12 protein-coding genes are annotated in these 21,185 nt (G+C 74.0%); 3 read left to right on the forward strand and 9 right to left on the reverse strand.

Annotation, left to right across the window (positions count from 1 at the left end; all coding sequences use genetic code 11):
• Position 1: 1 nt before the first annotated feature.
• Positions 2 to 1,483, reverse strand: coding sequence for a sulfatase family protein (locus tag VH969_RS16445; RefSeq protein WP_331975007.1), 1,482 nt, complete (start codon positions 1,481 to 1,483; stop codon positions 2 to 4).
• Between the two features lie 104 nt (positions 1,484 to 1,587).
• Positions 1,588 to 2,385 (reverse strand): SGNH/GDSL hydrolase family protein, encoded by a 798-nt coding sequence (locus VH969_RS16450; protein WP_331975009.1) that lies wholly within the window; start codon positions 2,383 to 2,385, stop codon positions 1,588 to 1,590.
• Between the two features lie 309 nt (positions 2,386 to 2,694).
• Between VH969_RS16450 and VH969_RS16455 the strand changes: the two genes are divergently transcribed.
• From VH969_RS16455 to VH969_RS16465, 3 genes are all read left to right on the forward strand, one after another.
• Entirely contained in the window at positions 2,695 to 2,880 is a 186-nt protein-coding gene (locus VH969_RS16455) for a hypothetical protein (RefSeq protein WP_331975011.1), read from the forward strand.
• Between the two features lie 101 nt (positions 2,881 to 2,981).
• A complete protein-coding gene (locus VH969_RS16460; RefSeq protein ID WP_331975013.1) occupies positions 2,982 to 3,176 on the forward strand; it encodes a hypothetical protein in 195 nt (64 codons plus the stop codon).
• Between the two features lie 188 nt (positions 3,177 to 3,364).
• Positions 3,365 to 4,966: a GMC family oxidoreductase gene (locus VH969_RS16465; RefSeq protein WP_331975015.1), complete on the forward strand. Its 1,602-nt coding sequence runs from the start codon at positions 3,365 to 3,367 to the stop codon at positions 4,964 to 4,966.
• 21 nt (positions 4,967 to 4,987) lie between these two features.
• Here the strand turns inward: VH969_RS16465 and VH969_RS16470 are convergent, their stop codons facing one another.
• From VH969_RS16470 to VH969_RS16500, 7 genes are read right to left on the reverse strand one after another with little or no spacing between them, the layout of a single operon-like run.
• Complete coding sequence (locus tag VH969_RS16470; RefSeq protein ID WP_331975017.1) at positions 4,988 to 6,538, reverse strand: AMP-binding protein; 1,551 nt, start codon at positions 6,536 to 6,538, stop codon at positions 4,988 to 4,990.
• A 13-nt stretch (positions 6,539 to 6,551) separates the two neighbouring features.
• Complete coding sequence (locus VH969_RS16475) at positions 6,552 to 7,574, reverse strand: iron-containing redox enzyme family protein (RefSeq protein WP_331975019.1); 1,023 nt, start codon at positions 7,572 to 7,574, stop codon at positions 6,552 to 6,554.
• 32 nt (positions 7,575 to 7,606) lie between these two features.
• Positions 7,607 to 14,113, reverse strand: coding sequence for a non-ribosomal peptide synthetase (locus VH969_RS16480; protein WP_331975021.1), 6,507 nt, complete (start codon positions 14,111 to 14,113; stop codon positions 7,607 to 7,609).
• Positions 14,113 to 15,429, reverse strand: coding sequence for an MFS transporter (locus tag VH969_RS16485; protein WP_331975023.1), 1,317 nt, complete (start codon positions 15,427 to 15,429; stop codon positions 14,113 to 14,115). Before VH969_RS16485 ends, VH969_RS16480 begins: the two co-directional genes overlap by 1 nt.
• Before the next feature lie 2 nt (positions 15,430 to 15,431).
• Positions 15,432 to 17,450 (reverse strand): acyl-CoA dehydrogenase family protein, encoded by a 2,019-nt coding sequence (locus VH969_RS16490; RefSeq protein WP_331975025.1) that lies wholly within the window; start codon positions 17,448 to 17,450, stop codon positions 15,432 to 15,434.
• Complete coding sequence (locus VH969_RS16495; protein ID WP_331975027.1) at positions 17,447 to 20,962, reverse strand: condensation domain-containing protein; 3,516 nt, start codon at positions 20,960 to 20,962, stop codon at positions 17,447 to 17,449. Before VH969_RS16495 ends, VH969_RS16490 begins: the two co-directional genes overlap by 4 nt.
• Entirely contained in the window at positions 20,959 to 21,183 is a 225-nt protein-coding gene (locus tag VH969_RS16500) for an MbtH family protein (protein WP_414638532.1), read from the reverse strand. Before VH969_RS16500 ends, VH969_RS16495 begins: the two co-directional genes overlap by 4 nt.
• Positions 21,184 to 21,185: the final 2 nt, after the last annotated feature.

Genomic DNA, 21,185 nt, shown 5'->3' on the forward strand with positions numbered 1-21,185 from the left:
CTCAGACGTGGCCGGCCGCCCAGCAGGCGGGGCCGTCGTGGCAGTTCGTCAGGCGCTCGAGAGCGGCATGGAGCCGGCCCAGCCGCGCCGAGCTCAGCGTCCCGGCCAGGTTGTGCAGCTCGGAGGGGTCGCGGGTGTGGTCGTAGTACTCGCGCGAGCCGTCGGCGTACTCGACGTAGGTGTACGCGTGCGTGCGCATCGCCGCGTACGTCGGCGGGTCGCCGCTGCCCGGTTCGGGGCGGTCGGGATCGTCGGGCCGGGTGCCGGGGCCGTGGTGTTCCACGAGGTTGGCCGTCCGCCAGCCGATGCCGGGCCAGCCGACCAGCAGCGGCAGCAGGCTATGTCCGTCCACTCGGGACGGTACGGGTGCGCCGGCGGCGCGCATGAAGGTCGGGGCGAGGTCGATGTTCGCGACGGCCGCGTGGCTCACCGAGTCCGGTGCCACGTTGGGTCCGGCCACCACGAGCGGCACCCTGATGTCGGTGTCGAACGCCGTCATCTTGCCGGGGGTCAGCCGGTACTCGCCCATGTGGTAGCCGTTGTCCGAGCTGAACACGATGTACGTGTTGTCCGCGACGCCCGCCTTCTCGAGGGTCGAGCGGAGGTTGGCGATGAGGTCGTCGACCGCCTGTACCGACTGTGCCCGCTTGCGGAAGGCGTGATCGATCGCGTCGCGCTCGCTCGCGGACAGCGGCCCGTAGCCGGCGAGCCACGGCGGTGCGTTCTGGGGCAGCGTGTCGTACGCCGGGCCGCGAGGCACGTCCAGGCCGGGGAAGTCGTCCTTGTGGCGCGGGGCCGGCGTGTACGGCGAGTGCGGTGCGAACGGGGCGACCTCGAGCAGGAACGGCTTGTGATCGCGGGCGGAGCGGGTGATGAAGTCGGAGCCCTTGCCGGCCAGGACGTCGGTGAGGTAGTCGGCCGGCTGGTGGCCGTAATGCACGACGTCGTGGTTCTGGTTGAGGTTGTACCAGTACTCCCAGTAGCCCGGCCCCGCGACGTCCCATTCGCTCCAGCCGGGCGGAACGTACGGTTCGGTGCCGCCCTCTCGGTGCGCGGGCATGTACTGGTTGAGGTACTTGCCCATCAGCGCGGTCCGGTATCCGTGGGCCCGCAGGGCGGCGGCGAAGGTCTCCGACTCCTCGCCGTGGTCGTGGAAGTAGTGGAAGCCGCCGTCCGCGCCGCCGTTCGTGTAGACGCCCGTGTCGTGCGGGAACCGGCCGGTGAGGATCGACGCCCGGGACGGGCAGCACAGCGAGTCGGTGACCACGTAGTCGGTGAACGTCGTGCCCTCGCCCTGCAGCTTGCGCACCTGCGGCAGGTACTTCACGAGGTTCCAGGACAGGTCGTCGGTCAGTACGAACACGATGTTCGGCCGCCCGGGGCCGGTCCCGCCGGCGACCGTCTGCGGCGCGGCGCCGGCCAGGCCGACCAGCACCACGATCACGCCGGCGACGAACGCGAGCCGGCGGCGAACACGTCCCATACCGCCAGTGTCGACCAGATCGCGTGGGAACGGTGTGCGGAGCCGCCGTGGGTGGCTCGACCCGAGCCACCCACGGCAGGATCAGGCGGGGATCAGGCGGGGGATCAGGCGACCGCCTCCAGCGGGTTGTAGTAGCCGCCGCGCTGGCCGCTGCTGTTCGGGTGGTACGACTCGTCGATCGGCCAGGTGACGCTGTTGAGCCAGCGGGTACCCGAAGCGCAGATCTCGTGGCCGGCGAAGCTGTTCCGCGCGTCGATGTAGGTGAACCCGTACGCGGCGGCGCGGCCGGAGATCACCGAGGCGAGCACGTCGGAGGACTGGTTGATCGCGGCCCGCTTGGTCTCGCTCAGGCCGATCCAGCAGGAGCCGTTGAGCTGGTAGATGTGCGGGTAGCCGAGCACGACCACGCGCGCGCTCGGCGCCCGGTTGCGGATCTGGGTGTAGACGTTGTTCAGTCGGCCGGGCAGCGTGGTGCGGGCGAAGTCCTGTGCCTGCTGGTTGCGGCTGACGCAGGTCGAGTCGGAGCTGGTGTTGCAGGTGGTCATGACGTCGGCGAAGCCCGCGTCGTTGCCGCCGATGGAGATCGTCACGAGCGCGGTGTCGGACGTGACCGAGGCGACCTGGCTGTTCAGCACGTCGCTGGTCACCGCGCCGGAGCAGGCCACGAACGCGAACGACGACGGGGCGTTCGCGTTGGCCCACAGCTGCGGGTAGGAGTTCGCACTGCGCTTGCAGCTGCCGCTGTTGCCGTAGCTGCCGGCGCCGGTGCCGGACGAGTAGGAGTCGCCGAGCGCGACGTATCTGCCGGTCGCGGCCGAGGCCGGCATCGCCAGTCCGGCAACGGTCGCGGCGGTCACCGCGGCGACGAGGAGCGGGCGGAAGAGGGTGCGGGGAAACGACATCGTTACCTCCGGGGCAGGGATCCCGAACGCACCAATGATCCGTGGGAAACCTACTTCCCGGATAGGACTTCTCGTTGCCAGATTCCCATCACGCCGGTTTCCGAGCGAGCGCCCCGGCCGCGAACCGTCCGGCGGGGTGGCCGTGGGTGTAGCCGCGCACCCGCTACCGGTACCGCTGCGAGTCGTCAGCCGACACGTCGCGTCCTCCCACTTGATCACCGGACCGGCGCCACAGTGGCCGCCCGTTTCGGATCCGGGTCGGGGGGTATCCGATTACCCGACAGACGAGCCTGGTGGGAGGGCTGAACGATGTCCAAGGAGACGCTCGCGCTGCTGCAGCAGGATCACGGCGAGATCCGGCAACTCCTCCATGAGTTCGAAGCGGCCGGTGACGTGGCCGCGGCCGCCAAGGACCAGATCATCAAGCGGCTCCTGGCCGCGGCACTGCGGGCACACACCCATCGCGGCGGTGTGGACGTGCTGGCGCGCATGTGAGTCCGAGCGGTACGGCGCGTCGATCCACGTCGATCCACGGGCACCCGGCCGTTGGACCACTGAGGCCGGCGCTCGACTCGCGGTGGCGGATGTCGCACCGCATGACCGGGATTTGCGTGTCGAAGCCCGGTCGCGTCGCGCATCTCGTCCACTATGTACAGCTGCTTGCCGACGAAGCCGTCGACGGCCACGACGACCACGGCACCGCGCGCGCCCAGCGCGAGCTCGTCCCACACGAACCAGAACCGGGCCCGGCGAACAGGTACAGGATCAGCGAGTCGTTCGGCGTGATGTGACCGAGGTCCGGCGCCCCCGTGGTGGTGTTCTTGCCCCCACACCGGCCAGGTCGTCCACTCCCCCGCGCACGCGAACGTTTCACGTTAAATCCATAGTGGACCAACGAATTGGCCGAAATCCGGCGCACCACCACTTGATCGGTAGTAGTACTACTGTGTTTTGCTGACTCTCAAGGACGGGAGACTCCGTGACACAGTTCGACTACGTCATCGTCGGCGCGGGACCCGCCGGCTGCGTGCTCGCCAACCGGCTCTCCGCGGACCCCGGGGTCAGCGTGCTGCTGATCGAGGCGGGCGACCAGGACACGAACCCGCTCATCGCCATCCCACGTGGCTTCGGCGAGCTGCTGGGCGACCCGAACACCGCGTGGCACTACCCCACCCGTCCGTTCGGCCCGGCGCGGCAGCAGGAGTTCTGGGTGCGCGGCAAGACGCTCGGCGGGTCGAGCGCGGTCAACGGCATGGTCTACAACCGCGGCCAGCCCGCGGACTACGACGCGCTCGAGCGGCTCGGCAACCCCGGATGGGGCTGGGCGGACATGCTGCCGGTCTTCAAGACGATCGAGGACAACCCGCTCGGCGAGTCCGCCGTCCGCGGCAGCGGCGGACCCCTGCGCGTGTCGACGCCGGATGCCGGCGACCCGTTGCTCGAGGACATCATCACCGCGGGCACCTCGCTCGGCTGGCGGCGGACGGCCGATCTCAACGAGGCGGACGAGGAGCGCGTCGGCTACGCGACCTCGACCATCCGCGACGGCCTCCGGGTCAGCGCGGCCGGCGCGTTCCTGCACCCGGTCATCGGCCGGCCCAACCTGAGCGTGGCCGTGGAGACGCTCGTCGACCGCGTGCTGCTCGACGGCGGCCGGGCGACCGGCGTGCGGGGCCGGCAGGACGGCGAGATCTTCCAGGCGCACGCGACCCGCGAGGTGATCCTCGCGGCGGGCTCCCTCGCGACGCCCAAGATCCTGCAGCTGTCCGGCGTCGGACCCGCGGACGCGTTGCGCGCCGCGGGCGTGGACGTCGTGGTGGACAGCCCGAACGTCGGCGGCCGGATGCGCGAGCACCGCGTGTTCACCATGATGTTCCGGCTCGCCGAGGACCTCGGCTACAACAAGCTGCTCAGCACCGAGGCCGGCCAGGCGCGGGCCATGGAGGAGTACCAGCGCTCGCGCACCGGTGTGCTCGCCGGGCCGTCGTTCGACATCGTCGGCTTCTTCAAGACCCGCCCGGAGCTCGACCGCCCGGACGCCCAGTTCCAGATCGCGCCGTTCTCCGTGCTGCCGCCAGAGCCCGGCAAGGCGCTGCAGATCGAGCAGGAGCCGGGGATCATGGCCGTGGCCTACATCCTGCGGCCGGAGAGCCAGGGCGGCATCCGCATCACCTCGGCGGACCCGGACGCACCACTGGACATCGACACCGGCTACCTCACCGCCGAGTACGACCGCGTGACGTCCGTCGACGTCTTCCGCGGCATGCGCCGGATGTTCGCCGCCGAGCCGCTCGCGAAGCGGATCGCGCACGAGCTCGTGCCCGGGCCCAACGTGGACACCGACGAGCAGATCCTCGACGCCGGCCTCGTCATGGGCGGGTGCGGCTACCACGCGATCGGCACCTGCGGGATGGGCCCGGACGACGGCGACGTGGTCGACCCGCGGCTGCGCGTGCGCGGGGTGGCGAACCTGCGCGTCGTCGACGCCTCGGTGCTGCCGATCATGGTGTCCGGCAACCTCAACGGTCCGGTCACAGCGCTGGCGTGGCGGGCCGCCGACCTCATCCTCGCGGGACAGTGACCACTCCGCCCTGGTTCTCGATCACGACGGCCGTCCCGCCGCACGCGGGCCGGTCTCGCGCAGGGCGTTACGGTCGATCTTGCCGTTGACGTTCAGCGGCAGCGAGTCCCGATGGTTCAGCCGCCGCGGCACCATGTGGATCGGCAGGTACTCGCGCAGCCACCGGACGAGCTGCCGGCCGGGCTGCGGCGTGCCGGTGTAGAACGCGACCAGCTCCGGGCCGTCCGCGCCGCGCTCCGCGATCACCACCGCCTGGGTCACGTCCGGGTGGCGGGCGATGGCGGCCTCCACCTCGCCCAGCTCCACCCGGTAGCCCCAGATCTTGAGCTGGTGGTCGAGCCGTGACAGGTGGACGAGCTCACCGGCCTCCCACCGCACCCGGTCACCGGTGCGGTAGTAGAACTCCGGCCGCGGCGCGACACCGTCGGCCGGCACGTACCTGTCGCCCTCCCGGACCAGGAACCGGCCGGCGTCGTCGCGTGGATCCAGGTACCCGGCGAACCGCTGCGCCCCGCGCACGCACAGCTCGCCCTCCTGCGCCGCGAACCCGTCCTCGTCGACGATCACGTGGTCGAGATAGTCGTACACCGGTCCGATGGGGACGGTGTCGTTCGACGTCGCGGGCCAGCCGGCCGGGTCGGCGGGGAGGCGGTATTCCGTGCACGCCACGGTCAGCTCCGTGGGGCCGTACACGTTGTCGATGCGGGCGCCCGGCGCGACCGCGCGCCACGCCGCGGCCTGGGCCCGGGTGAGCTGCTCGCCGATGAAGATGCTCTGCCGCAGCACCGTGGACCGGCCGGTGGGCAGGTTGCCGAGGTTCGCGCTGACCGACACCACGGACGGCACCGAGAACCAGTGCGTGATCGCCTTGTCCGCCAGGAAGTCCACCGGGCTGAGCAGGTCGGTCCGGCTCGGCGACACCAGCGTGGCGCCGCCGCCCCATGTGACGAACAGGTCGAACACCGACGGGTCGAAGGTGAAGTCGAACGTGTGCGACATCCGGCAGCCCGGGCCGACCTCGAAGCGCGCGATGTTGCGTGCCACGAACGGCGACACGTTGCCGTGGCTGATCGGCACGCCCTTGGGTCGGCCCGTCGACCCGGAGGTGAACAGCACGTACGCCACGTCGTCGGCCGCGGCCGACAACGCCGGTAGCGGGCCCGGCCGGGCGGCCAGCACGTCGGCGGCACCGAGCCGGACGACGGTGCCCGCCGCGCCGGCCAGGCCGTCCAGCTCGGCCACTCCGTCGTCGGCGAGCAGCACGTCGCAGTCGATCGAACCGCAGATGACCTCGTTGCGGCGCACCGGATGCGACGGGTTGAGCGGCACGACCGTGGCGCCGAGCCGCAGCGCGGCGAGGTAGCCGGCGAACGCCACGAGGCTGCGGCTCGCCAGCAACGCCACCCGGTCCGGTACCGAGCCCCGGGCGGCGAGGACGGTGCCGGCCACCGCCTCCGCGCAGCGGCGCAGCTCGCGGTAGGTCAGCACCTCCCCGTCGACCTCGAGCGCGACCGCCTCCGGGTGCCGCTCGGCGGATCGGGCGAACCATTCGTAGAGCGTCCTCGACGTCATGGCGCCCGGCTGGTCAGGCGATGTCGCGCATGGCGCGGTCGCACACGGCCAGCGCGCAGTCGAGCCGGCGCAGGATGCCGATGGCCACCTCGGGGAGCATGTCCGGGCGGGCCGCGGCGAGCGGGGCGATGACGTGGTTGAGCCAGCCCTCGGCGTGCTCGACGTCGACCACGACGTGCTCGAGCAGGTAGTGCATCTCGGCGTCGGTGAGCCCGACCCGCCGCCAGCCCTCGATCTGCCGCTCGAGCCGCCCCGGCACCACGAGCTCGGTGGCCTGCAGCATGCCGATCGCCTGCGGCGCGAGGCTGCGGTCCGCGGAGGTCTGGAAGTACATGTTGGCCATCCGCAGCTCTTCCACCCAGTAGAAGTCCACGTTGGACAGATAGTCGTCGGCGGGTACGCCGATGCGCTTCATCATGTCCAGGCGCAGCTGCCGGTGCGTGCCGGCGAGCTTCCCGTTGCCCATCTCGTCCCAGAAGTTGCCGGCCAGCTCGATCTTCTGGCCGCCGTGGATGCCCGGTAGCAGCAGCGCGACCAGGTCACCGAAGTGGATGTCGAACGGCGTCTCCTGCGCCTGGAACTCCCGCAGCTGCTCGAAGGTCGCCCGCTCGGCGAGGAAGTCGAACAGCGGGTGGGTCACGCCGGACGCGTGCTCCTCGCACACCACGGTGGCCCACTTCCCGAAGCCCTCGGGCGTGGTCGGGATCTCCAGGCCCGCGCCGTACACCTTGCGGTCGCGCGCGAGCCACGCGTCGCCGACGCGGCGGTGCGCGTTCACGACGACCGGATCCGTGTAGTCGCGCCAGTCCGGGGACCACGGCGGCAGGATCCGGTGCGCGTAGACCTCGTACAGGAAGCGCTGTGCCTCCAGCTCCGCGGCGGGATCGTCGTCGCCGAAAGCGCGGATGCTCACCTCGTCGGCGCGCCGCTCGAGCTCGTGCAGCGCGTCGGCCGACGGATCGGCGGCGACGGACCGGACCAGGCCGCTGAGCTCCGTCGTGGTCGTCGCGCCGGGCTTCACATCCATCTGAGTCATCGTGCACTCCTTCTTGAATCGATCATCTGAGGTCAGCTCTGCGTCGCGATCCGGAACAGCTCGCGGACCGGGGTGTCGGGCGCGGCCGCCGCCCGGGCGAGCACGGCGAGCAGGCCGGCCCGCCACCGCCGCACGGTCGCCTCGTCGAACAGCGCGGCGTCGTACTCCCAGCCGCCGGCGAGGCTGCCGTCCTGCTGGGGCAGCAGGGAGACCGCGCTCTCGTAGTGCAGGCCGATCGGCGCGTACACCGGTCCGATCGGGGCGAAGTCGAACCCGTTGTCGCCGCCGACGAGCTCCATGTCGAACTCGCTCGTCCGGAACGCCCGGCCCGCCATCGGCGCGTTCTGTACGGAGAAGCAGGCCGCCAGCGCCGCGTCCGGGATCGCCAGCTCGGCACGCAACGTCTCGAACGGCACGGTCGGGCGGCCGAACGCGGCGGTGGTCACCTCGCGGGTGACACGCAGCAGGTCGGCGAACGTGGCCGCACCGGCCACCGGCACCCGGACCACGAGCCGGTTGACGAACCAGCCGACCAGCCGCTCCCAGTGCGACCGGACGCGCAACGCGTTCGGCGTGACGACGGCGATCTCGTCCGCGCCGGAGTGGGCGGCGAGGACCGCGGCGTGGGCGGCGAGGCCGGTCATGTACAGCGACGTGCCGCTGCGCTTGCCGAGCGCGTCCACCGCCGCGCCCAGCTTCCGGTCGACGACCAGGTCGAGGAAGCCGGGCCGGAACTCGTGGCCCGCGCGCTCGACCTCGGTGGGCAGCCCGATGCCGCCGAGCCCGCGCAGCTGGTCGCGCCACGCGGCCAGGTCCTCTCCGTAGCGCGGGCCGGCCCGGTACTCGCGGTGCCACTGGACGAACTCGGCATAGTCGCCCTCGATGGGCTTGAGGTCGGGCTCGGTGCCGTCGGCGTAGGCGTGGTAGGCGGTGCCGATCTCGTGCAGCGTGATGCCGATGGACCAGCCGTCGATCGCGGTGTGGTGGACCGTCCACTGCACGACGTGGTCGTCCGGGCCGAGCCGGTGCACGCGGGCGCGGATCAGCGGGCCGGCGGCCAGGTCGAACGGGCGGGCGCCCTCCTCCCGGATGAGCCGGCGGACCGTGCGCTCGGGGTCCGGACCCGCCACATCGGACACCTCGACCGGGATCTCGGTCAGGTCCAGCACGCGCTGGACGTATTCGTCGCCCTCGCGGTGCAGGGAGACCCGCAGCGGCGCGTGCCGGCGCACCAGCAGCGCGAAGGCCCGGCGCAGCGCGCCGAGGTCGAGCCGGCCGCGCATGCGTACCGCGAACGGGGCGTTGTACCAAGGGTCGTGGCCGTAGCCCTCGTCCGCGCGGAAGAGCGCCTCCTGCGGGAAGGACTGGGGCAGCACGGTTCCCGGCGTCATGCGCGGCACGGGCCGCTCGGCGTAGACCTGGTCCTGGCGCGCGCTCGCGCGCTCCCGTTCCCGTTCGACCAGCGTGGCCAGCCGGGCGACGGTCGGCTCGGCGAGGAAGTCGGCGAGCCCGATGTCGACGCCCAGCCGGTCCCGCACCCGTGCGGTCACCTGGGTGGCCTGCAGCGAGTTGCCGCCCAGCTCGAAGAAGTCGGTCGACTTGTCCACAGTAGACAGCGAGAGCAGCGGCCCGAGGACCTCGGTGGCGATGACGCGTTCCAGCTCGGTCCACTCCGTGTCCGTGGCCGTCGCCGCCGGTTCGGGCGGGGCCGGGAGCGCCCGGCGGTCGATCTTGCCGCTCGGGGTGCGGGGCAGCTCGGCCAGGACGGCGAGCCGGGTGGGAACCATGTAGTCGGGCAGCCGCGCGGCCGCGACCTCGCGGACCTCGTGGAGTGCCGGCTCCTCACCGGCGGGCACGACGTATGCGGTCAGGTGCCGGCCGGCGTCCGCGCCGTCCCACACCTCGACCGCGACCTGCCGCACCCGTGGGTCGGCGGCCAGCACCGACTCGACCTCGCCGAGCTCCACCCGGAACCCGCGGAGCTTGACCTGGCGGTCCACCCGGCCGAGGAACTCGAGTACGCCGAGCGACGACCGGCTGGCGGCGTCGGGCAGCGGCACCGGTGTCCACCGCGCCAGGTCGCCGGTGCGGTACAGCCGCGCGCCCGGTTCGTCGCCGAAGGGGTCGGGCACGAACCGGTCGGCGGTGTGGCCGGGCCGGCCGAGGTAGCCGCGGGCGAGCCCGGCCCCGGCGATGCACAGCTCCCCCGGGACGCCCGCCGGCACCGGGCGCAGGTGCTCGTCGAGCACGTACGCGCGATGGTTGGGCATCGGCAGGCCGATCGGCGGGATCCGCCCGCCGGAGGGTGGCTCGCAGCGCATGAGGGTGACCGCGACCGTGGTCTCGGCCGGGCCGTAGCCGTTCCAGAACTCGCGGCGCTCGGTGGCCCACTCGTCGACGAGCACGCCCGGTGGCGCCTCGCCGCCGACCGACACCAGTCGCAGGTGGGGCAGCGCGGCGGGGTCGAGCAGCGGCATCAGGCTCGGTGGCAGCTCGGCGGCGGTGACGCGCTGCTCGATCAGCAACCGCTGCAGCGCCTCGACCGAGAGGCGTTCCTCGTCGCCGGCCAGGACCAGCGTCGCGCCGGCACAGAGCGCCGACCACAGGTCGAACACGGACACGTCGAACGTGAGCGCGGCGAAGCCGAGCAGCCGGGTTTCCGGCCCGATCCCGTAGGCGGTCGCGATGTGCCGGGAGAAGTCGGCGACCGCGCGGTGCTCGACCAGGACGCCCTTCGGCCGGCCGGTGCTGCCCGATGTGTAGATGACGTAGGCGCCGCCGTCCGGCCGTGCGGTCATCGCATCGACCGGCCGCGCCGCCGTCGATTCCGGCTCCAGCACGGGAGTCCCGTCCGGGAACCGGTCCGCCAGGTCGGCCGTCGTGACCACTATGGACACTCCGGCGTCGGCGCACAGGTACGCGATGCGGGCCGGCGGATACTTCGGGTCGACGGGCACGTACGCGGCGCCGGCCATCATGATGCCGAGCGGCGCCCACACCGTCGCGGCGGTGCGCGGCAGGCATACCGCGACCCGGTCCTCCGGGCCGACGCCTCGCTCGCGGAGCTCGGCCGCCAGCCCGGCTGCCCGGTCGAGCAGCTGCCGGTAGGTCAGCTCGCCGTCGGTCGCGACGAGCGCGGTCGCGTCGGGGTCCTGCTGGACGACCAGGCCGGGAATCGTGGCGGGTGGGTCGTTGAGCAGGCCGCCGTCGCCCGCGCGCAGCAGCTCGGCCCGCTCCTCGCCGGTGACCAGGTCGGCGGCGTCGATGGGCCGGCCCGGCTCGGCGCGGTCGAGTGAGACGGCGAGGGCGGTACGCCGGATCAGCGCGGTCACGGTGTGCTCGGTGATCGCCCGCCCGTCGAACACGGCGGTGATCTCGGTGCCGCCGTCGGGTGCGGGCGCGATGTCGAGGCCCACGGTGGCGGCCGCGTGCGGCGCGAGCCGGCCGGCTCGGTCGTGCACGGCGACGCTGACGAGCGGGTCCTCGGCGAGCATCGAGCGCAGCTTGGACCATGGCACGTCGGCGTTGCGCCGGGCGGCCTCGAGCGCCTCGGTGGCGGCGTCGGTCAGTCCCGCACCGATCGCGACCCGGACCGGCAGCATCCGGCAGAAGGGCCCGGGCACGCCGTCGAGGTCGGGGGGCAGGACCGGGCGGGTGACCACGCCGAGGACGACGTCGTCGTCGCGCCCGCAGCGGCCGAGCACGAGCGCGAGGGCGGCGAGCCAGCGCCTCGTCGTGGCGGTCTCCGCCACGGTGAGGCTGGCCTGTCCACGGGCGGGCGCGCCGGGCGCCACGCGGTCGGCGGGGATGCCCGAGGCCGGGGCGCCGCGAAGGGTGGTCTTCCAGTACGCCTCCTGCCGTTCCCGCTCGGCGGTGCGCCGCGGATCGACCTGCCAGGCCGCGTAGTCGTCGTAGGTGAGCGTCGTGGCGCCAGCCGGCTTGTCCATTGTGGACTCGACCCACGGTCGCAACGCCTCGGCCTCGGCGTAGAACTCCTGCTGCACCGACCGAGGTACCCGACCGCGGACCCGCCCCGGCCGGATGGGCGGGACGGCCCGCTGCGCCGCCCGCAGCCCGGCGAGGAACCCGGTGCGCCGCGGCTCGGGCCACGCGGCGAGGCGGTCCGCGAGCGGCCGGGACTCGACGTGCTCGCGCCCGGGGTCGGCCCCGATCAGCGCGGGGACGTCGACATGCCCGCTCGCGGACCGCGGCAGCTCGGCGATCTGCCGGACGTCCGCGGGCAGCAGAGCGCTGGGCACGCGCTGGCGCAGCCGGTTGAGCGACGCGGCCACGTCGACGCCGCGCCCGCCGGCACCGGCGACCCAGGCCCGCTCCCCCAGGACGACGGCCGCCGCGATGGCATCGTCGCGTTCGAGCTGCGCGGCCACCCAGAGATCCTCGCCACCGGGCCGATCGCCCAGCCGCTCGAGCGTGCCATCGCCCCGGCGACGCGCCCGGACTCCGGTACGAACGTCGCCGTCCGCACCGGTGACGACCAGTTCCCCGGCCACGGCATCGGGCACCGGCCGACCGGCCGGGTCGGCAAGCCAGCCACCCGGAACCGCTCCGAAGTCCTGCTGCCCCGGCGGAACGCAGGCGTACACGCCGCCGGTGGCAGCCGTACCGAACACACGCCACGCGCCCGGCACGGCGGGGCCGGCGACCACACCGCCATCGCGCGGGCCAGGCGCGAGCGGGTCGCGGAACTCCGGCGACGCGCCGGCGGCCAACGCGGCCAGCGCCACCGGCAGCAACGCCGGGTCGTCAGCGCCCAAGGCGAGCACGGCAGGCGAGCCCGGCTCGAACGGCAGCGCGCTCGCCGCCGCCACTGCCTCGGCCAAGGTCCGGGCCGACGCACCTCGCCAGCGGCCGGATGGCTCATCGGGTGGCGGGGCGTCGGCCGACAGTGCCAGGTGGACGACGGAAACCGGTGGGGGCACGGCGAACGACGTACCGTCCGGGACGACGAGCACCGCCGCGTCACGGCAGCGTGCGGCCAGCTCGGTGGCCGACGCGTCCAGCGGGACCTGCTCGACGTCCGCGCCGAGTGAGAGGGCACCGAGCGCGGCGGCGAGCAGGTCCGGCGACGCGGGTAGGCGGAGCAGCACCCGGTCGCCGGCGCGTACGCCCGCCGCCCGCAGCTGGGCAGCGGCCGCGCCCGCCGGGGCGTATGCGGGTAGCGGTGCGACCGGGCGCGGCGGCACGGGCTCCACGTCGGCGGGCGCCACCAGCGGGATGTCGCTCAACCGCTGGTCGTCCGGTGCGGAGGCCAGCTCCTTTAGCAGCCGTCCGTAGCGGTCGGCGAGCCACTCGGCGACCGGGCGGTCGATGCGGTGCTCGTCGTACTCCACCCGGACCCAGATCGAATCCGTCGGCAGGGCGACCGACACCACCAGCGGCAGGCCGGTCTGCTCCTGCTGGCGCAGCGCGCGGACGGTGACCGTGCCGGTCGACTCGGCGGTGTCCGATTCGGACAGGAAGTAGTTCTGGAAGCCCAGCACGCTCTCGTACAGCGGCTCCCCCATCGGCACCGCGCTGCACCGCTGCGCCGCGGCCACCGGGATGTGCTCGAACGCGCGGCCGGCGATCAGCTGTTCCTGTACCGCGGCGAGCCACGGGCCGACCGGCAGCTCACCGTCGACGGCGACGCGCACCGGGACCGTGTTGACGAACATGCCCACCCGCTCGGTCACGCCGGGCAGCTCCGCGGGGCGGCCGGACACGGTCGTGCCGAAAACCGCGTCGGGGGTGCCCGCGCACCGCGACAGCAGCAGGCCCCACGCGGCGTGGGCGATCGTGCTGGGCAACACCCCCGGCCGGCGGGCCAGGACACCGGGCACGAAGCGCTCGATCCGGCCGGCCGGTCCGGCCTCGGCGCTGACCCGTCCCACCCGGTCGACGCCGAGCGGGGTGGGGTGCCGCAGGTCGCCGAGCAGCCGCTTGAAATGCGCGTTCGCCGCCTCGGTGGTGTCGTGGTCGCGCAGCCACGTCACGAACTCGCGGAACGGCGCGGCCGGGGGCAGCGCCGCCGCCCGCCCCTCCTGCCGGGCGGCGATCAGCTCGGCCAGGTCCTCCTGCACGGTCGGCATGCTCCAGCCGTCGAGCACGAGGTGGTGTGCCGTCGTGACGAGCCGCCACTCGGCCTCGCCCACCCGCAGCGCGTGCGCCCGCAGCAGCGGTGGCCGGCGCATGTCGAACGGCGTCGCCCACTGGGCGGCCAGTGCGGCCCGCACCGCGGCGTCCACATCGCTACCGCGGGCGTCGGTGACCTCGAGGCGCAGCGGCGCTTCGGCGAACACGACCTGTACCGGGTTCTCGACGCCCTCCCAGACGAACCCGGTGCGCAGCACGGTGTGCCGGGACACGAGGTCGTCCAGGCCCTGCCGCAGCGCCACCTCGTCCGGTACACCGGTGACGCCGAGGACGAACTGCTGCTGGTACACCGGACGGTCCGCGGTCCGCAGCGCGTGCACGAGCATGCCCTGCTGCATCGCGGTCAGCGGGTAGATGTCGCGCACCCGGCGCTTGGTCCCGGCCATCAGGCCCCCTCCCCGGCCGGCTCCGCCGGCTCGGCCGGTCCGACCCGGCGCACCGGCGAGAACCACACGAGCAGCGGCGCGACCGCGAGGACCACGACCGCTGCGAACAGCGCCTCGCGCGGGCCGATCGCGGCGCCCAGCAAGCCGCCGAGCAGCGCGCCGAGCGGCCAGAGTCCCACGGTGAGGAACCGGAACGAGCCCATCACCCGGCCCTGCAGGTCATCCGGAGTGGACCGTTGGAACAGGCTCTCCACGTTGATCGCGGACACCGCACCGCTCGCCGACATCAGGAACGCCGCGACGATCAGCATCGGCAGCGCCGCCCCGATGAACGCCGGCGTCAGCGGGATCAGCAGGGTGGACAGGCAGAACCCGGCGAGGCCGGTGCAGATCGCACCGCCGACCCCGATCCGGCGCGCGATCGGGCCGGCGGCGAGCGCGCCGACCAGCGCGCCGGGGCCGGTGCCGATCAGCGTGAGGCCGACCAGCGCGGTCGGCAGGTCCAGCACCGAGACGACATAGATGACGTACAAGGTGGTCTCCGCGGACCACGCCACGTTGCTGATCGCGATCGCCCGCATCAGCGGCCCCAGCACGGCGTGGCGGGCGAGGAAGCGCAGCCCCTCGAGCAGGTCGTCCCACGCCCGGCGTACCCCGCGCGCACCGTCGGCAGCCTGCCGCGCCGGCTCGGGTTCGCGGTACTTGATGCGGCCGAGCGTGAACACGGACGCGAGCAGGGACAGGCCGTCCAGGATCACGGCGATCGGCGCGGTGACCGCCTGCACCAGCAGGCCGCCGATGGTCGGTCCGGTCAGCTGTGCGGTGGCCCGGGCCGACTCCATCCGGCTGTTGGCCTCGATCAGGTGCTCGCGGCCGACCAGGCCCGGCAGGTAGCTCATGTACGCGGTGTCGAACCAGACCGTGAGCACCGCGGAGATCAGCAGCGTCGCCCCGAGCAGGCCGATCGAGAGGATCCCGAGCGCGAACTCGACCGGGATCATCAGCAGCAGCGCGGCGCGCACGAGGTTCGTGATGATCAGCGTCGGCCGCTTGCGCATGCGGTCGACCCAGATCCCGGCCACGAGGTAGAGCACCGCGGGCAGCTTGCTCAGCAGGCCCAGCACGCCCAGCTCGTCGGCGCCCGCGTTCAGCGTCTCGATCGCGAGCAGCGGCACCACGATCGTGCTCACGTAGGCGCCGAACTGGGAGAACGTCTGGCCTGTCCACAGCTTCACGAAGTCGCGGTTGTGCCAGACGGGTGCGGAGAACGGCCGCCACCGGCGGGCGGTTCGGGTCGTTCCGGTCTTCTCGGCCACGGTCAGCCCACCCCCGCCTCGGCGCGCAGCACGGCGGGTGCCGCGTCGCCCGCGATCGCCACGGGCGCCGCCAGGTAGTGCCGGCGCACCGGCGATCCGTCGGTCATGCCGAACGCACCGTGCAGGTGGACGGCCTCGCGGCTGGCGTCCAGCGCCAGCGCGCCCGCCTCGGCGAGCACCCCGGCGGCGAGCGCGGGATCCGGTCCGCCGTCGTCGAACCGCCCGGCCAGGTCGGTGACGAGCGCGGTGAGCGCGTGCAGCCGGACGGCGAGGCGGGCGAGCCGGAACGCGATGTCCTGGTTGGCGATCAGCGCCCGGCCGAACTGCTCGCGGGTGCGCGCCCGATGGACGGTGTGCGTCAGGCAGCCGCCCGCGAGGCCGAGCAGCCACGCGGCACGGCGCACCCGCCCGGCGGCGAGCACCTCGGTGCCGTCGGCGAGCACGTCCGCGGCCGCCGCCGGACCGTCGACGGCCCACACCCGGCCGGTGGCCGTCTGATGTGGACGGAACGGCAAGCCGGTGGCGAGCGCGAGCGCCGGCCCGTCCTGAACGGCCACCACGGCGTCGGCCGAACCGGGGTCGGCGACGACGGGGCGGTCGGGCTGGCGGAGGTCGGCGAGCACGGCGCGCCAACTGCCGTCCAGCGGGGGCAGCTCGCGACCGGCCCGCACGAGCGCGTCGATCGCGGTGAGGGTGTCGAGGATGCCGTCGTCGTGCAGGCCGCGGCCCAGCTCCGCGCAGCAGATCACGGCCGCGCGCAGGCCGAGGTCCAGCCCGCCGCGCTCGGCCGGCACGGTCAGCCCGAACACCCCGAGCCGGGCCAGCTCCGGCCAGCACGCGCCGGCGGGGTCGCGCTCGTCGTACGCGCCGGCCACGGCCCGGCACGCCGCGCGCAGCTCGGCGGCCAGCGGCTCGTCGGCGTCGGGCAGCGGCAGGCCGGAGGAGGCGACCAGCTCCAGCATCATCTCCGAGGTGCCGGCGGACAGGGTCAGTCCGGGCGCCTCGCGGTAGGCGGACTCGAGCACGCCCGGCTGCCGCAGCGCCGCGGGCCCGGCCGTCTCGGCACACCACCACGCGACCGACCGGGCGGTCTCGGCGCACCACAGCTTGGTCGCGGCCGCGGCGACCGCGTCCACCCGGCCGGTGTCGAGCTGGTCGACGCAGCGCTCCGCGAGTGCGCGGCCGGCCGCCGTGTGCGTGCGCAGGCGGCCGTACTCCGCCGCCTGCTCGCTCGCCGGGTGCACGGCGCGCAGCCACCGGTCGGCCTTGGCCACGTAGTCGACCCCGGTGCGCTCCAGCGCGAGCGCCTCGGTGATCAGCGGCCACGCGCCGCCGACCGGGCCGATCACCGCGGTGGCCGCTACCTCGACGCCGTCGAGCCGCACGTCCGCGAAGTCGTCGTCGGCGAGGGAAGCCAGCCGGCCGATCGTGATGCCGGGCAGGTCCAGCGGGACCAGGAACAGCGTGATGCCGCGGTAGGGCGTGGCCTCGACGCTGGTCCGCGCCGCGACCAGGCCGTAGTCGGCCAGGGCGGTGCCCACGCTGTAGACCTTGTGGCCGCTGATGCGCCAGCCGTCCCCGGCCCGTGTCGCCGTGGCTTCCAATGTGGACAGATCGGAGCCGACGCCGGGCTCGGAGTAGAGCACGGTCGCGGTCCGCCGGCCGGCGGCGAGGCCGGGGAGCACGGCGGCGCGCTGTTCGGGTGTGCCGGCGGTCAGCAGGAAGTTGCCGCAGATCTGGACGGACAGGGTGTGCAACACCTCGGGCACCCCACCGGCGATGAGCTCGCCGACGACCGCGGCGGCGCAGCGGGCGGGCAGGGCGCGTCCGCCGTAGGCCCGCGGCCACGAGACCGCGAGCAGCCGCTGCTCGCCCAGCAAGCGGTAGAGCGGCCGCGGGTCGGGCTCGGTCCCCGCCCGACGCGCCTCGGTCACGGCCGCCAAGGCGTCGCGTGCCGCCGGGCCGGCGAGCACCGCGCGGACCTCCTTGGCCGCGAGCTCCGCCTCGGGGTCGGTTGTCACTGCGCCGCCTCCGGGTCCAGGTCCGCCAGGCCGGCGAGCAGGCCGGCGACCGCCACGTCGTCGAGGCCCGCGTCCGGGAAGTCGGCCGCGGAGTACACGGTCTCGGCCGTCGCGCAGTGCGCCACGAGCCGGACCAGGTGGTCTCGCACCTGCTCGGCCAGGCCGTCGGCGCCGGTGACGATCAGGCGGGGACCCGCCAGCGTCACGAGCGTCCGGGGCCCCGCGTCGCCGATCGCGGTCACCTCGGCGGCGTCCGGCACGGGCAGGACCCGCACGCCAGGCACGGCCGGGTCGTCGTCCTCGGCTGCCCGGAACGCCTCCTTTACCGCGCGGATCAGCTCGGCGTCACCGCGCACCCGGCCGACCCGCAGCAGCCCAGGCTCGGCGCGGCCGTCCGCGGAAGGCTCGGCGCGCCGCGTGTCGGCGACCGCGACGGCCGGCTCGCCCGTCGCCGCGATGGTCGCGGCGATGACGAGGTCGGTGGTCGTGGTGGCGTACGCCTCGTGGGCCGGGCCGGCCAGCGCGGCCACCGTCTCCGGCGGCACGAGCACGCCGAGCCCGGCCGTCTCGTGTGGACCGTCCGGGCAGAGCCCACGCACGAGCCGGCCCAGCGTCCAGTCGTCTACATGGGACGGATCGGCGGTCAGCCGGCGGCCGTCGACGGTGACGCCGGGTACCGTCGGCGTCTCGGCCGCGGGAGCCGGCAGGCGGATCACGGTCGGGCCGGCGATGCCGAGGGGCGCCGACCGCTCGACCGGTTCCGCCGCGTCGAGCGCCTGGGCGAGCGCGCGGATCGTACGCAGGTCGAGGATCTGCCGGACGGTCAGCTCGAGCCCGTGCCGGCGGGCCTCGGCGACCGCGTGGATGGCGAGGATCGAGTCGCCGCCGATGTCGAAGAAGTCGTCGGTGACGCCGAAGTCGCCCGCCGGGAGCAGCCACTCCCAGCCTTCCAGCAGGGTCTCCTCGGTCGGCGTGGCGGGATCCTCCGGTGCCTCCCGGGCAATCGGTGCGGCCGCCGGGTCGTCGCTGACCTCGGCCACCTCGCCGGTCCGACCACAGAGGACCAGCGTGCCGTCGGGCCGGAGGCGTGCCAGGTCCCCGGTCCGGAAGCGGCGCGCACCGCCCGCGTCCGGCACGAACGCGGCGGCCGTCGCGCCGGGTGCGGCGGGATACCCGCGGGTGACGCGCGGCCCGCCGACGTGCAGCTCGCCCCGGCAGCCCGACGGCACCGGACGGCCCCACCGGTCCAGCACGGACAGCCGAACCCCGGGCAGCGGCCGGAGGGGCTCGTCGAGCCGGCCGGCGGCAACGGGCCCCGCGGGGTCGTACAGGGTGACCGCGTCCCAGCCCGCGTCCCGCAGCCGGGACCGCAAGACGGGTTCGACCTGCTCGCCCGCCAGGACGGCGGCCCGGCGGGGCCGCAACGCCGCGGCGTCGCCGACCGCGAGCATGGCCGCGAGGTGCGACGGCGTCGTGGTCAGGAAGTCGACCGGATGCGCCGCGAGGAACGAGCCGAGCTCCTGCGGATCGAGCGCGGTCGCCTCGTCGACGACGTGCAGCGCGCCGCCCCCGGCCAGCGCGCAGAGCACCGGCGTCAGCGACGAGTCGACGGTCGGCGGCTGCACCAGCAGGTGGCTCGCCCCGGCCGGCAGCTCGGCGAGCAGGCCACGCACCATCGACACGAGGTTGCGATGCGTGAACAGCACGCCGTCGTCGAGCATCAGGCACGCGCCGTTGTCCGGCCGCGCCACCGGGCCGGGCGGGCCCGGATCCGGCACCGCCGCCACGTCGATCGGCAGCACCTGCACCGAGGCGGGCAAGGCGACGTCGGCGAACGGGAGCGCCAGCGCCAGCCGGGCACCGCACCGCGCGGCGACGGCGGACAACTCCGCCGCGGTCTCCCCCGGATCGACCGGCACGCACACCCCACCCGCCTTCAGCACCCCGAGCAGTGCCACCGCGTACTCGGCGGACCGCGTCAGCGCGACCAGGACCGGGGTTTCCGGACCGGCGCCGTGCGAGCGCAGGCCGTGCGCGACCCGGTTCGCCGCGGCGTCGAGGCCGGCGAAGGAAAGCGACCCGCCCACCCACACGACCGCCGGTGCGTCGGGCGTGGCCGCCGCCCGCTGCGAGACCAGCTCGTGCAGCAGCGTGTCCTCGACAACGGGCGCGGGCACGGCAGGCTCGTCCCACAACGCGTCGAACGTCCATACGGGACGATCCGGCGCGGCGAGGCCGGCGCGCAGCAGGCGCGGGAACACCTCGCACACCAGAGCGGCCGCGGCGGGGTCGACCACGTCCGGCCGGTACCGCACGCTCCCGGTGTAGGGCGTGGGCTCGGACTCCAGATCCAGCCACAGGTCGTGGGTGACGGTGCCCGTGTCGATCAGCGAGGCGTCGACCGCCCGCGGCATGCGGCCCGCCGGCAACCGCGGCGGCGCCGGTGGCTTCAGGTTGATCGCGGCCTGCGCCAGCGGCGTCACACCCGCCGCCCGCTCGGGCGCCACCGCCGCCACGATCTGGTCGAACGCGACCGAGCCGTGGTCGTGCGCCTCGCCGACCACCCGCCGCGCCGCCCGCACGAGCTCGCGGAACGTCGGCCCGCCGGAGAGGTCGAGCCGCAGCACCACCTGGTCGACGAACATGCCGATGACGTCGCGCAGCTCCGGCAGCGGCCGCCCGGCGACCGGGCTCGCGACCGCGACGTCCGCGCCGCCGAAGACCCGGCCGAGCGTGGCCGCGTACGCCGCGAGCATGCCCATGAACGCGGTGGCCCGCTCCGCCCGGACGAACTCGTCGAGGGCCGCCGCGGTGGCGGGCTCGATGGCGAAGTCCAGCCGGCGGCCGCGCTGCGACACCCGCTCGGGCCGCGGCCTGCCGTGCGTGAGATCCACTGTGGACAGGTCGGCCAGCTGCCCCCGCCAGTAGTCCAGGTCCTGCCGCGCGACCGGCTCGGCGGATCGCTCTTCCTGCCAGGCCGTGAAGTCGGCGTACTGCACCGGCAGCTCCGCCCAGTCCGGCGCCTGGCCGGAGAGCCGCCGCTCGTAGGCCACGGTGAGGTCGCGGATGAAGATCTCGGCGGAGATGGCGTCCGCGATCGCGTGGTGCAGCACCACGACCAGGCCGTCGGTGTCCGCGCCGAGCCGGACGTGCGTCATGCGCCACAGCGGGGCGCGGCCGAGGTCGAACACCTCCGTGCCGACCCGCGCGCACAGCTCGAGGTAGGCGGACTCGGAGTCGTCGCTCAGGTCGGCGAACCCCACGGTCACGGCCTCCGGCACCGCCTCGACGACCTGCCACAAGCTGTTGTCCCGCACCGTGAACCGGGTGCGCAGCGACTCGTGCCTGCCGACCACGTCCGCCACCGCCGCCCGCAGCACCGCGGGGTCGAACCGGCCGGCGTAGCGGCGTTCGAAGCTGATGTTGTGCACCGGCTCGTCCGGCACCAGCTGCTCGACGAACCAGAGCTGCTGCTGGGCCCGCGACGCCCGGACGGTCAGGACATCGCTCACCGCGACCCGGCCTCCGGTTCCATCGCGCGGCGCAAGCTCTTCGGGCGCATGTCCGTCCAGACCTGGTCGATGTGGGCGAGGCACTCGTCGCGGCCGCCGGTGAACCCGGTCGGCCGCCAGCCGGCGGGCGGGTCCTGGTCCGCCGCCCAGACCGAGTACTGCTCCTCGTCGTTCACCACGACCTGGAAGGTCTCCATTGCTGCTCCCGCTGCTCCGGTCATGA

Origin of the sequence: Actinophytocola sp. (genome assembly GCF_036555685.1) — a bacterium.
In the GTDB taxonomy this organism is placed as follows: Bacteria; Actinomycetota; Actinomycetes; order Mycobacteriales; family Pseudonocardiaceae; genus Actinophytocola.

Excerpts from the sequence above, each read along its gene's own strand:
- VH969_RS16455 (WP_331975011.1), top strand. The coding sequence starts at position 2,695 with ATGTCCAAGGAGACGCTCGCGCTGCTGCAGCAGGATCACGGCGAGATC.
- VH969_RS16475 (WP_331975019.1), bottom strand. The coding sequence starts at position 7,574 with ATGACTCAGATGGATGTGAAGCCCGGCGCGACGACCACGACGGAGCTC.
- VH969_RS16450 (WP_331975009.1), bottom strand. The coding sequence starts at position 2,385 with ATGTCGTTTCCCCGCACCCTCTTCCGCCCGCTCCTCGTCGCCGCGGTG.
- VH969_RS16480 (WP_331975021.1), bottom strand. The coding sequence starts at position 14,113 with ATGGCCGGGACCAAGCGCCGGGTGCGCGACATCTACCCGCTGACCGCG.
- VH969_RS16500 (WP_414638532.1), bottom strand. The coding sequence starts at position 21,183 with ATGACCGGAGCAGCGGGAGCAGCAATGGAGACCTTCCAGGTCGTGGTG.
- VH969_RS16445 (WP_331975007.1), bottom strand. The coding sequence starts at position 1,483 with ATGGGACGTGTTCGCCGCCGGCTCGCGTTCGTCGCCGGCGTGATCGTG.
- VH969_RS16470 (WP_331975017.1), bottom strand. The coding sequence starts at position 6,538 with ATGACGTCGAGGACGCTCTACGAATGGTTCGCCCGATCCGCCGAGCGG.
- VH969_RS16460 (WP_331975013.1), top strand. The coding sequence starts at position 2,982 with ATGACCGGGATTTGCGTGTCGAAGCCCGGTCGCGTCGCGCATCTCGTC.